The sequence below is a fragment of the Streptomyces sp. NPDC006879 genome, assembly GCF_042869595.1.
In the GTDB taxonomy this organism is placed as follows: domain Bacteria; phylum Actinomycetota; class Actinomycetes; order Streptomycetales; family Streptomycetaceae; genus Streptomyces.
Genome location: NZ_JBIAGC010000005.1, coordinates 96,269 through 109,168, shown reverse-complemented (window position 1 = coordinate 109,168; position 12,900 = coordinate 96,269). Strand labels below are relative to the sequence as shown.

At 69.6% G+C, this 12,900-nt stretch carries 8 protein-coding genes; 4 read left to right on the top strand and 4 right to left on the bottom strand.

Annotated features, from left to right (window positions below):
• Positions 1 to 106: 106 nt before the first annotated feature.
• On the top strand, positions 107 to 1,540 hold the full coding sequence (locus ACFYMC_RS06050; protein WP_388519485.1) for an aminopeptidase: 1,434 nt from the start codon (positions 107 to 109) through the stop codon (positions 1,538 to 1,540).
• Between the two features lie 179 nt (positions 1,541 to 1,719).
• Here ACFYMC_RS06050 and ACFYMC_RS06045 read toward each other — a convergent pair whose 3' ends face one another.
• A complete protein-coding gene (locus tag ACFYMC_RS06045; protein ID WP_388519803.1) occupies positions 1,720 to 3,543 on the bottom strand; it encodes a glycoside hydrolase family 3 protein in 1,824 nt (607 codons plus the stop codon).
• A gap of 68 nt (positions 3,544 to 3,611) precedes the next feature.
• Complete coding sequence (locus ACFYMC_RS06040; protein ID WP_388519483.1) at positions 3,612 to 4,547, bottom strand: LysR substrate-binding domain-containing protein; 936 nt, start codon at positions 4,545 to 4,547, stop codon at positions 3,612 to 3,614.
• A gap of 106 nt (positions 4,548 to 4,653) precedes the next feature.
• Between ACFYMC_RS06040 and ACFYMC_RS06035 the strand changes: the two genes are divergently transcribed.
• The 3 genes from ACFYMC_RS06035 to ACFYMC_RS06025 all read left to right on the top strand — a co-directional run bounded on the left by ACFYMC_RS06035 (position 4,654) and on the right by ACFYMC_RS06025 (position 9,699).
• A complete protein-coding gene (locus tag ACFYMC_RS06035) occupies positions 4,654 to 5,613 on the top strand; it encodes an EamA family transporter (protein WP_388519480.1) in 960 nt (319 codons plus the stop codon).
• 392 nt (positions 5,614 to 6,005) lie between these two features.
• Complete coding sequence (locus ACFYMC_RS06030) at positions 6,006 to 8,231, top strand: ATP-dependent RecD-like DNA helicase (RefSeq protein ID WP_388519477.1); 2,226 nt, start codon at positions 6,006 to 6,008, stop codon at positions 8,229 to 8,231.
• 178 nt (positions 8,232 to 8,409) lie between these two features.
• Positions 8,410 to 9,699 carry a citrate synthase gene (locus ACFYMC_RS06025; protein WP_388519474.1) on the top strand — a complete coding sequence of 430 codons (1,290 nt, stop codon included), beginning with the start codon at positions 8,410 to 8,412 and terminating at the stop codon, positions 9,697 to 9,699.
• A 378-nt stretch (positions 9,700 to 10,077) separates the two neighbouring features.
• On the opposite strand, the gene ACFYMC_RS06020 is transcribed toward ACFYMC_RS06025, so the two are convergent.
• Complete coding sequence (locus ACFYMC_RS06020) at positions 10,078 to 12,360, bottom strand: heavy metal translocating P-type ATPase (protein ID WP_388519472.1); 2,283 nt, start codon at positions 12,358 to 12,360, stop codon at positions 10,078 to 10,080.
• A 101-nt stretch (positions 12,361 to 12,461) separates the two neighbouring features.
• Complete coding sequence (locus ACFYMC_RS06015) at positions 12,462 to 12,692, bottom strand: heavy-metal-associated domain-containing protein (RefSeq protein ID WP_388519469.1); 231 nt, start codon at positions 12,690 to 12,692, stop codon at positions 12,462 to 12,464.
• Positions 12,693 to 12,900: the final 208 nt, after the last annotated feature.

The window sequence follows — 12,900 nt, the reverse complement described above, 5'->3', positions numbered from 1 at the left end:
GCGGTAACCGGCCTGGGGGCGCCCCGTATTTCGCAACGAGGTCTGGTCGCACACCAGTTGCCCCCGGTAGGTTCACCGCGACCGTTGTGAATACTGGGGAGGGTGAATGCGCAAGGCGCTCAGATGTCTGGTGTCGCTTTCGGTGCTCATCGGCACCGTAGGTGCGGCCGGAGGGACCGCGGGCGCGGCTACCGCCACGCCGCCGTCGTCCGGCACGGACATCAAGGACCGGATCCTCGCCATACCGGGGATGAGCCTCATCGAGGAGAAGCCGTACCCCGGCTACCGCTTCTTCGTACTGAACTACACCCAGCCGATCGACCACCGGCACCCGCGCAGGGGCACCTTCAAGCAGCGGATCACGCTGCTGCACAAGGACACCAACCGGCCCACGGTCTTCTTCACTTCCGGCTACCACGTCAACACCAACCCGCGCCGCAGTGAGCCGACCACCATCATCGACGGCAACCAGCTGTCAATGGAGTACCGTTTCTTCACGCCTTCCCGGCCCGACCCAGCCAACTGGTCCAAGCTGGACATCTGGCAGGCGGCCAGCGACCAACACCGGCTGTTCGGAGCGCTGAAGAAGCTCTACAAGAAGAACTGGCTGTCCACCGGGGGCTCCAAGGGCGGCATGACCGCCACCTACTACGAGCGCTTCTACCCGAAGGACATGGACGGCGTCGTCGCCTACGTCGCGCCCAACGACGTGAACAACAAGGAAGACTCCGCCTACGACCGCTTCTTCACCAAGGTCGGAACCAAGGAATGCCGCGACAAGCTCAACGGCGTCCAGCGCGAGGCCCTCGTGCGTCGTGAGCCGCTGGAGGCCCGGTACGCGAAGTACGCGGCCGACAACAGCTACACCTTCGAGACCATCGGCTCCCTGGACAAGGCGTACGAGGCCGTCGTCTCCGACTACACCTGGGCCTTCTGGCAGTACAGCCTCGTCTCCGACTGCGCCTCGATCCCGGTCGCCAAGACCGCCACCGACCAGCAGATCTGGGACACCGTCGACGCGATCTCCGGCTTCTCCTTCTACACCGACCAGGGTCTGGAGCCGTACACCCCGTACTACTACCAGGCGGGCACCCAACTCGGTTCCCCCGACATCAAGCTGCCGCACCTGGACGGCCTCTCCCGCTACGGTTACCAGCCGCCACGGAACTTCGTCCCGGCCGCCATTCCCATGAAGTTCAAGCCGTGGGCCATGCGCGACGTGGACACCTGGGTCCGCCACAACGCCCGCCACATGCTCTTCGTCTACGGGCAGAACGACCCGTGGGGCGCGGAGCGCTTCCGCCTCGGCAGGGGTGCGAAGGACAGCTTCGTGCTGACCGCTCCCGGCGCCAACCACGGTGCCAACGTGGCCGGCCTGGTGCCGAAGCAGAAGGCCTTCGCCACCGCCCAGATCCTGAAGTGGGCCGGTGTCGCCCCCACCGCCGTCAAGGCGGACGCCTCGAAGGCCAAGCCGCTGGCCAAGGCGGACAAGCGGCTGGACAAGGTGGACCTGGAGCGGATGCCCCGGATGCATCCGTAACCGCCGCCACCGGCGCCCGGCACGGGCCGCCGCGGTCGAGCCCGGGGGGCGTCCCAGCACTGGGACGACCCCACCGGGTGCTTCGGACGCCGCGACTCCAAGCGGCACCGCCGCTGGTGCCGGGCGCTACCGCCGTCGGTTGGTGGCGGACCCCTCAGGCCGACCGCCCGGGCCGACCTTCAGTACGTCAGGCCGTGGCCCAGCGGGTAGGCCCCCGGCACCTTGACCGGCAACCGTCCCGCCGGCGTCACCACCCCGGCCAGGGCCCGCGCGGCAGCCCCGAGCTCCACGTCCGTCCAGCCGTACGAGGCCAGGCAGGCCGCCACTTTCGGGAGCCGTCCGACGTCGTACGGATTGCGGACCGCGAGCACCACCACCGGTACGCCCGTACCCAGCAGCGACTCCACCAGGGAACGCTGCGGGTCCTCCACGCCCGCCTCGGGCACGTTGTACGTGCACACCAGCACCACGTCACAACGGCCTGCCGCGGCCACCGCCTGTGCGATCGCCCCGGGCCCGGGCTCCAGACCGGTGGACAGAGCTCTCGTGACGAAGCCGAGCCTCGTGAGCTCGCTGGCCAACACGCTGGTCGGAGGGCCAGTGGTACCCGTGGGGGAGTCCGGGTCCGCGCCGGTCACCAGTAGTCGGGGGTGGCGGGCCGTGGAAAGCGGCAGCAGACCTTCCGGGTTGGCCAGCAAGGTGACGGTGGCGTCGGCGATGCGCTCGGCAGCCGCGAGGTGCTCAGGAGAGCCGACGGCTCCCTCGACCCGCCCGCCGGTACCCAACGGGGCGGCGAACAGGCCCAGTCGGCTCTTGAGGGCCAGGATGCGCAGGACCGACTCCTCGATCCGTTCTTCGGTCAGCTCACCTCTGCGCACGGCCTGTTGCACCGCGTCGTGGGCGAGCCTGAGGTCCGGCGGCTTCAACAACTGGTCGCAGCCGGCGAGCAGGGCCAACACCGGGACCTGGTCGTCCCCGTACTTCTGGCGGACCCCCGCCATGGCCAGCGAATCGGTGGTCACCACACCCCGGTATCCGAGTTGTTCGCGCAGGATGCCGGTGACGATGGGGTGGGAGAGGGTGGCCGGGTCGCCCGAGGGGTCCAGCGAGGGCACCACGATGTGCGCCGTCATCACCGAACCGACTCCGGCTGCGATGGCCGCCCGGAACGGCGGGGCGTCCAACCGTTCCCAGTCCTGCCTGCTGTGCAGCATCACCGGCAGATCCACGTGGCTGTCGGTCTCGGTGTCCCCGTGGCCGGGAAAATGCTTGGCGGTGGCCGCTACTCCGCTCTCCCAAAAGCCCCTGACCTGTGCCTCCACCAGAGTGGCGACGGCCTGCGGATCGGCACCGAAGGAGCGTACGCCGATCACCGGGTTGGCCGGATTGACGTTCACGTCGGCGACCGGCGCGTAGTCCTGGTGGATGCCGAGCGCGGCCAGTTCGGAACCGGCGATCCGGGCGGCCCCGCGGGCCGTGGGCGGTGAACCCGCCGCGCCCAGAGCCATCGCCCCGGGCAGCAGCGTCGCGGGCCGACCGATCCGGGCGACCGTTCCGTGCTCCTGGTCGACCGAGATCAACAGGGGCAAGGGGGTGGGCTGGCCGAGCCCCGCACACTGGATGCCGTGGGACAGGTCGGCGATCTGTCGTGGGTCGCGGGTGTTGCGCGCCCAGCTGAAATAGACGATTCCACCGGGGTGGTAGCGGCTGATCAGCTCGGCGGCGTTCCGCACCCCGAACAGCTTCAGGTTCTCTTGTGCGTCCGCCTCGTCCGGCGCCGTGGCGCTGTGCCCGTAGACCTGGGTCACGAACAGCTGACCCACCTTCTCCGCAAGGCTCATCCCTGCCACCAGCCGCCTCAACCGGCCCTGTTCGCGCCGGTCGAGGACCTCTGTGCCGGACCGTGGGGCTGCACCGGCCGGTCCTGTCGTCGCCGTCACCGCCGCCAGGGCTGCCGCCGAAAGGAGGATCCGGCGTGATGCGGATACGGGGGGTGGGAGCATGGCACGGAACGCTACTTCGGTGTCCTGGTCAGGCTTCTCGGACACGCGAGGGCATCCCCCCGGACGCACTACCCGCCTGGTGTTGCCGCGCCGGTAGGAGCATGTGCGACATCCGGCCAGTGCTCGCGCAGGACACGCGCGGCCTCGGTGATCGCCGGGCGGCGGGCCGCGCCGGAGCGCCACACGGCGTACAGGCGTCGCATCGGCGCCGGCGCCAGGTCCACCGCGACCACGTCCGCGGGCAGTGTCCCCCGGCCCAGCCTCGGGAGGACGGCGATGCCCAGCCCGGCGGCAACCAGGGCCTGCATGGTGTGGTTCTCCTCGGCGATGTGCACCAGCTCGGGTTCGTGGCCGGCGGCCCGGCAGGTCCGAACCAGCCAGTCGTGGCAGACCCGGCCCGGTGGCTGGCTGATCCAGCGTTGCCCCACCAGGTCCTCGCGCAGCACGCTGGTGCGGGTGGCGAAGGGGTGCCCGGCCGGCACCAGCAGGTCGCACCTGTCCTCACCGATGACCGCGTGGGACACCCCCTCCGGCGCGGGTAGCGGCGCGATGTCCCAGTCGTGGGTGACCGCGAGGTCCATCACGCCTCGGGCGACCAGGTCCACCGACAGATGGGGATCGACCTCCGTCAGCCGCACGTCCAGGGCCGGGTGCTCGCGGGCCAGTTGGGCCAGCACACCGGGAAGCAGCCCGCGCGCGGCCGAGGCGAAGGCGGCCACCGTGAGCCGGCCGCCCGGCCTGCCGCGCCGCTCCTCCAGCGTGGTCTCGGCCCGTTCCATGAGCGCCAGCAGCTCCCGACCGGTCTCGGCCAGGTGGCGGGCCTCCTCGGTGAGCGCCACCCCACGCCCACGCCTTTCCAGCAAGGTGGTGCGGGTCTCACGTTCCAGTTTGGCGATCTGTTGGGACACCGCGGAGGGGGAGAAGCCGAGCGCCGCGGCGGCTGCACCCACCGAGCCGTGGACGGCGACGGCGTGCAGGGCGCGGAGCCGGGATACGTCGAGCATCTGGCCAGCGTAGTGTCACAACAGCAAGGTCGCATAAGCAATGCTTCATCCAACCCTGAAGATGTCTGTGCTAGTGCTTCACGGTCATTCCCTCGACCCTGGAGCCATGCGTCCCATCCACACCGCACTCGCCACGCTCGTCGCCGCCGTCTGGGGGGTCAACTTCGTCGTCATCCAGATCGGCTTGGACCACTTCCCGCCGCTCCTGCTGTCCGCTCTGAGGTTCGTCGCCGCCGCCATCCCCGCAGCCTTCCTCGTCGGCCGTCCCAAGGTCGCCTGGAAGTGGATCATCGGGGTCGGACTCGCGCTCGGTGTGGCCAAGTTCGGACTTCTCTTCACCGGCATGGACGCCGGGATGCCCGCCGGCCTGTCCTCGCTGGTCCTCCAGGTCCAGGCCGTCTTCACCGCACTGTTCGCCGCGCTGCTCCTGCGCGAACGGCCAGGTCGGGTTCGGGTGCTGGGCATGGTCGTGGCGCTCGGGGGGATCGCAGTCGCCGCCGTGGACCAGGGCGCCAGTGGCCCCGTGCTCGGCTTCGCCCTGGTGGTGGCCGCAGCGGCCTGCTGGGGCGTCTCCAACGTCCTTACCCGCAAGGCCGCCCCGCCCGACGCCCTGAACTTCATGGTCTGGGTGTGCACCGTGCCGGTGCTGCCGCTGCTCGCGCTCTCCCTGCTTCTGGAGGGGCCGCAGCGGGACTTGGACGCGCTCAGCGCCCTGGACTGGAGCGGGCTGGGCGTCATCTTGTACGTGGCCTGGATCTCCACGGTCTTCGGCTTCGGGGTCTGGGGATTCCTCCTGCGCCGCTACCCGGCCTCCTCCGTCGCTCCGTTCTCCTTGTTGGTACCCGTCTTCGGTATGGCCTCCGCCGCCCTGGCCCTCGGCGAGCCGATCAGCCCGTTGCGCTGGACGGCGGCGGTCCTCCTGGTTGCTGGCGTGGCGCTGACCTCGTTCGGTCGCCCGGCCCGAGCCCCAGGTCGCCCGGTGGTCGCCTCCGCGGCCCGACCGGCGACCGGCCCGGTCGGGGAGGTCCTCCCGCCCGAGTCCGAGCCCCTCGCGGCGCCGCGGTAGCCGCAGGGCACAACGGTCGCCCGGTCGCAGGCTGGGCCGTGTCGAGCGGGTGACGGGGATCCACTGGGTGCGCTCCTCGCCCAACGCGCCCAGCGACTCTGCCTCGCTCGGCTCGCCCCTCATGGCCGAAACACTACGTCTGCGTCACTTTCATAGGACTTTGAGTAACGGAAAAATAACAACGCGCTATCCGTGCAACCATCCCCGGGGGTCGTGGGTCGTATGTGGTGTGTCGGAACTTCCGGGGAGGGGTCTGGGGGGATCTGGGAGGTTCTGACGGAACGGGGGGGATCGCGAAGGGGTTCTGGCCGACGGGCCAGAACCCCTTCGTTACCGCCAGGGTGCCGCCCTCGCCCAACGCCGTGTCAGTTCACGGCGGTAGCGTCTGGAGCATGTCCGGTCAGGCAGTTCTCGAAGGGGTCCTGGAGCGCATCACCTATGCCAACGAGGAGTCGGGTTACACCGTCGCCCGGGTGGACACCGGTCGCGGCGCGGGTGACCTCCTCACCGTGGTGGGCTCCCTGCTCGGCGCGCAGCCGGGTGAATCCCTGCGGATGGAAGGCCGTTGGGGTTCCCATCCGCAGTACGGCAAGCAGTTCCACGTCGACAACTACTCCACCGTGCTGCCCGCCACCATCCAGGGCATCCGCCGCTATCTGGGTTCGGGCCTGATCAAGGGGATCGGTCCGCGGATCGCCGAGCGGATCGTGGACCACTTCGGCACCGACACCCTCCAGGTCATCGAGTCGGAGCCGCGGCGTCTGGTCGAAGTGCCGGGGCTCGGCCCCAAGCGGACCCGGATGATCGGAGCGGCCTGGGAGGAACAGAAGGCCATCAAGGAGGTCATGATCTTCCTTCAGGGCGTCGGCGTCTCCACCTCGATCGCGGTGCGCATCTACAAGAAGTACGGCGACGCCTCCATCTCGGTGGTGCGCAACCAGCCGTACCGGCTGGCCGCCGACGTCTGGGGCATCGGCTTCCTGACCGCGGACCGCATCGCGCAGGCGGTCGGCATCCCCCACGACAGTGCCGAGCGGGTCAAGGCGGGCCTGCAGTACGCGCTCTCCCAATCGGCCGACCAAGGTCACTGCTACCTGCCGCAGGAACGCCTGATCGCCGACGGGGTCAAGCTGCTCCAGGTGGACACCGGCCTGGTCATCGACTGTCTGGCCGAACTCGCCACCGAGGAGGAAGGGGTGGTTCGCGAGACCGTGCCCGGCCCGGACGGCGCCCCGGTCACCGCCGTGTACCTCGTCCCCTTCCACCGCGCCGAACTCTCCTTCGCCGCCCAGGTGCGGCGCCTGCTCGCGGCCGAGGACGACCGGATGCCCGCCTTCAAGGAAGTGGCCTGGGACCGGGCACTGGCCTGGCTGGCCACCCGTACGGGCGCGGAGCTCGCACCCGAACAGGAGGACGCCGTCCGGCTGGCGCTGACCAGCCGGGTCGCTGTCCTCACTGGCGGCCCGGGCTGTGGGAAGTCCTTCACCGTCCGTTCCATCGTGGAACTGGCGCGGGCGAAGAAGGCCAAGGTGGTGCTGGCGGCGCCCACCGGGCGAGCCGCCAAGCGGCTCTCCGAGCTGACGGGGGCCGAGGCCTCCACCGTCCATCGGCTGCTTGAGCTCAAGCCCGGTGGGGACGCCGCCTACGACCGGGACCGTCCGCTGGACGCCGACCTGGTCGTCGTGGACGAAGCTTCCATGCTGGATCTCCTGCTTGCGAACAAGCTGGTCAAGGCAGTGGCTCCGGGGGCTCACCTGCTGCTGGTGGGGGATGTGGACCAGTTGCCCTCGGTCGGCGCCGGCGAGGTGCTGCGGGACCTGCTGGCGCAGGGCGGGCCGGTTCCGGCGGTGCGCCTGACCCGCATCTTCCGTCAGGCCCAGCAGTCCGGCGTGGTCACCAACGCCCACCGGATCAACGCGGGCCAACCTCCGCTCACCCAGGGGCTGCCGGACTTCTTCCTCTTCGCCGAGGAGGACACCGAGGCCGCGGGACTGCTGGCCGTGGATGTGGCGTCCCGTCGGATCCCTGCCCGGTTCGGCCTCGATCCGCGGCGCGACGTGCAAGTGCTCGCGCCCATGCACCGGGGCCCGGCAGGCGCCGGCAACCTCAACGGGCTGCTCCAACAGGCGGTCACTCCGGCCCGGCCGGACCTGCCGGAGAAGCGCTTCGGCGGGCGCGTCTTCCGGGTGGGCGACAAGGTCACCCAGATCCGCAACAACTACGAGAAGGGCGCGGCGGGCGTCTTCAACGGAACCGTGGGCGTGGTGACCGATCTCAACGTGGAGGAGCAGCGTTTGACCGTGCGCACCGACGAGGACGAGGACATCCCCTACGCCTTCGACGAACTCGACGAACTGGCGCACGCCTACGCGGTCACCATCCACCGCTCGCAGGGCAGCGAGTACCCCGCCGTGGTGATCCCCGTCACCACGGGCGCCTGGATGATGCTCCAGCGGAACCTTCTCTATACGGCGGTGACCCGGGCACGCAAGCTCGTCGTCCTGGTGGGGTCGCGACGGGCCCTCGGCCAGGCGGTGCGCACCGTTTCTGCAGGCAGGAGGTTCACTGCGGTCGCTGCCAGGTTGTCCGGTGGGGTTGCGGTGGGAAACTTCACCTAAGGGGCGGGCCACGGTTTCCGCTTTCGGCGCTGAGGGGGCAGGATGTGCAGGTTGGCGGCACTCAGTGCCGCCAATGGACTGATGGCTGACCCCGAGTGCACTCTCCTGGGCCAGATGGGGGAAGGTAGAGACAGTCAGGGCACCTCGAAGAAGAGGCACTACGTCGGTGAGGGATGACGTGAGCGACAACTCTGTAGTACTGCGGTACGCGGACGGTGAATACACCTACCCGGTGGTCGAGAGCACCGTTGGTGACAAGGGCTTCGACATCGGGAAGCTCCGGGCTCAGACCGGGCTGGTCACCTTGGACAGCGGCTACGGAAACACCGCCGCGTACAAATCTGCGATCACCTACCTCGACGGCGAGCAGGGCATCCTGCGATACCGCGGCTACCCGATCGAGCAGCTCGCCGAGCGCTCGACCTTCGTCGAGGTGGCGTACCTGCTGATCAACGGCGAGCTGCCGACCGTCGACGAGCTCGCCACCTTCCGCAACGAGATCACCCAGCACACGTTGCTGCACGAGGACGTCAAGCGCTTCTACGACGGCTTCCCGCGCGACGCCCACCCGATGGCCATGCTGTCCTCGGTGGTCAGCGCGCTGTCGACGTTCTACCAGGACAGCCACAACCCCTTCGACGACAACCAGCGTCACCTGTCGACGATCCGGCTGTTGGCCAAGCTCCCGACGATCGCCGCCTACGCGTACAAGAAGTCCATCGGTCACCCGGTGGTCTACCCGCGCAACGACCTCGGCTACGTCGAGAACTTCCTGCGGATGACCTTCTCGGTGCCCGCTGCCGAGTACGACCTGGACCCGGTGGTCGTCTCCGCGCTCGACAAGCTGCTGATCCTGCACGCCGACCACGAGCAGAACTGCTCCACCTCAACGGTGCGTCTGGTCGGCTCCTCGCAGGCCAACATGTTCGCCTCGGTCTCCGCCGGCATCAGCGCTCTGTGGGGGCCGCTGCACGGCGGCGCCAACCAGTCGGTGCTGGAGATGCTCGAAGGCATCGCCGCCAACGGCGGTGACGTCGACTCCTTCATCCGCAAGGTGAAGAACAAGGAGGACGGCGTCCGTCTGATGGGCTTCGGCCACCGCGTCTACAAGAGCTTCGACCCCCGCGCGAAGATCATCAAGGCGGCGGCGCACGATGTCCTCTCCCAGCTCGGCAAGAGCGACGAACTGCTCGACATCGCCCTGAAGCTGGAAGAGCACGCGCTGGCCGACGACTACTTCGTCGAGCGCAACCTCTACCCCAACGTGGACTTCTACACGGGCCTGATCTACCGGGCCATGGGCTTCCCGACCGAGATGTTCACCGTGCTCTTCGCGCTCGGCCGGCTGCCCGGCTGGATCGCCCAGTGGCACGAGATGATCAAGGAGCCCGGTTCCCGCATCGGTCGCCCGCGCCAGATCTACACCGGTGAGGTCCTGCGCGACTTCGTCCCGGTCGAGGGTCGCTGACCCGGACCACCGCGCGACCGCCGGCGAACATCGAAAAGCGCCCCGCCGTCGATCCCCCCACGGGTCGACAGCCGGGGCGCTTTCCTTTACCCGGTGCGGATTCCCCCCACGGGATCCGAGCCGGGAGCCGGGGCGGAGCAGGAGCTCCTCGTACCGTCTAGCCGGGACCCGCGCGTGCGGGAGGGCCGCTCAAGCTCCCCGCATGCCGTGTCCCGGCCGGCGCCGTCGAACATCCCCCAAGACGTCCGAGAAGCGTCCCCCAAAGACGCTCGGCGCACCGTCCTCATAGACACCCCTGATCCCAACACGGTTACGTTCGGGGCGCTGTGATCTGCGTCTCTTACCCAGAAGTGCTACTCGCAGGTACAGTACCTGGCTTCATCGGAAGGTCCGCAGCCGCAGGCTGTTGGTGACCACGAAGACCGAGGAAAAGGCCATGGCAGCCCCCGCGATCATGGGGTTGAGCAGTCCTGCGGCGGCCAGCGGCAGTGCCGCCACGTTGTAGCCGAAGGCCCAGAACAGATTGCCCTTGATGGTCGCCAGGGTGCGGCGGGAGAGCCGGATGGCGTCGGCCGCCACCCGCAGGTCCCCGCGGACCAGGGTCAGATCGCCGGCCTCGATGGCGGCGTCGGTACCGGTACCCATGGCCAGACCCAGATCGGCCTGGGCCAGCGCAGCCGCGTCATTGACGCCATCGCCGACCATCGCCACCGTCCGGCCCTCGCCCTGGAGGCGCTTGACCACGTCCACCTTGTCCTCGGGGAGCACCTCGGCGATGACCTCGTCGATGCCGACCTCGCGGGCCACCGTCTCGGCCACCGCCCGGTTGTCACCGGTCAGCAGGATCGGCGTCAGCCCCAGCCCGCGCAGCCGGGCGACCGCTTCGGCGCTGCCCTCCTTGACCGCGTCGGACACGGTCAGCACCCCGCGTACGGCCCCGTCCCAGGCGACGACGACGGCGGTGCGTCCGGCTGCCTCGGCGGCCTCCTTGGCCCGTGCGAGCGCCGGCGGCACGGCCAGGCCGCGTGATGCCGTCAGCCGCTGGCGGCCCACCAGCACCTCGTGGCCCTCGACCTCGCCCCGGACACCGAGGCCCGGAAGGTTCTCGAAGCCCCTGGTGGTCGGCAGTTCGCCCACTTGCCTCCCGGCGCCGGCGGCGACGGCCTGGGCGACCGGGTGTTCCGAGGCGTGCTCCACCGCGCCCGCCCGCCGTAGCAGCTCCGGCACCGTGACGCCCTCGGCCGGATGGACGTCTTGGAGAGCCATCCGGCCGGTGGTGACCGTTCCGGTCTTGTCGAGGACGACCGTGTCGACCTCCCGGGTGGATTCCAGGACCTCCGGGCCCTTGATCAGGATGCCGAGCTGGGCGCCCCGGCCGGTGCCGACCATGAGCGCGGTCGGAGTGGCCAGGCCCAGGGCGCACGGGCAGGCGATGATCAGGACGGCGATGCCTGCCGTGAAGGAAGCCGTGGGGTCGCCGGTGACCACCGCCCAAGCCGCCCAGGTGGCCACGGCCAAGAACAACACCACGGGGACGAAGACGGCGGAGATCCGGTCGGCCAGCCGCTGTACCTCTGCCTTGCCGTTCTGGGCGTCTTCGACCAGTTTCGCCATGCGGGCCAGTTGGGTGTCGGCTCCCACCCGGGTGGCCTGCACCAGGAGCAGGCCGCCGGCGTTCACGGTGGCGCCGGCCACGGCGTCCCCGACGCTGACGTCCACCGGTACCGATTCGCCGGTCAGGAGCGCCGCGTCCACGGCGGAACTGCCCTCCACCACGGTGCCGTCAGTGGCGATCTTCTCCCCGGGGCGGACCACGAAGCGGTCACCGACCACCAGTTGGGACACCGGCACCCGCACCTCGGTGCCGTCCCGCAGCACCGTGACGTCCTTCGCCCCCAGCTGGAGCAGCGCGTGGAGGGCGGCTCCCGCCTTCCGCTTGGAGCGGGCCTCAAGGTAGCGCCCCAGCAGGATGAAGGTAATCACTCCCGCGGCGACCTCCAGGTAGATGGCGGAGCTGGCGTGGTCGCGGTAGGCGGAGAAGTCGAAGCCGTGGCGCAGGCCTGGGTAGCCGGCGTGACCGAAGAACAGGGCCCACAAGGACCAGCCGAAGGCGGCCAGCGTGCCCACCGAGACGAGGGTGTCCATGGTGGCCGCGCCGTGTCGGGCGTTGGTCCAGGCCGCCTTGTGGAAGGAGTGGCCGCCCCAGACGACCACCGGGGCGGCCAGGGTCAGGGAGAGCCACTGCCAGTTGTCGAACTGGAGCGCCGGGATCATGGACATCAGGACCACGGGGACGGCCAGGAGGGCCGAGACCAGCAGGCGGTGGCGCAGCGCCGTGAGCTCGGGATCGTCGACCGGCTCCGCTTCGGTCCCCGCTGGAGAGTCCGGGGCGGCGGTCACGGGAGCCGGGGCGGGCGGTTGCTCGGCGGTGTATCCGGTCTTGACCACGGTGGCGATCAGGTCCTCGACCGCCACCTCGTCGGTGTACGAGACCCGGGCCTTCTCGGTGGCGTAATTCACCGTCGCCGTGACGCCGTCCATGCGGTTGAGCTTCTTCTCGATGCGGGCGGCGCAGGAAGCGCAGGTCATGCCGCCGATCTTCAGCTCCACCTCGGCCGTCGTCGCGGGGGCTATGGGTTCCTCGTGCACGGTACTGCTCATGTCCGGCTCCAGTAGGGAGGGCCGAGCCGTACGGAACCAGTATGAGCTGGTCGGCACGGCCCGGCAGGGGAGGGAGGTCCGCTGTTTTCGGTGGGGGGTCCTCAGGCCTGACCGACGAGCTCGTAGCCGGCCTCGTCCACTGCCGCGCGGACCGCGTCCTGCGACAGTGCGGCCGTGGAGACGACGGTCACCTCGCCGGTGGCGGCGACGGCCTTGACGGAGGTGACGCCGGGGAGCTCGGAAAGCTCGGCGGTCACGGCGCCCTCGCAGTGGCCGCAGGTCATGCCGGTGACCCGGTAGACGGTGGTGTGGGTTGCCGTCTCGGTGGTCATGTCGTTCTCCTCTTCGAGGTGTGCGGTTCTTCGCGCAGGGGTGATCCGGTGCGTGGCGGCGTACCGGGCCGCGGGCTGGGCGTGGAGCCCTCCCGCATCCCACTGGTCACAACACTATACCCCTAGGGGGTATTCCGCGAGTGTATCCCCGGCGGATGGTCTCGGGTCCTGCTCGGCCGCGCCTCGGGTACCGGGGCGGCGATCCGGG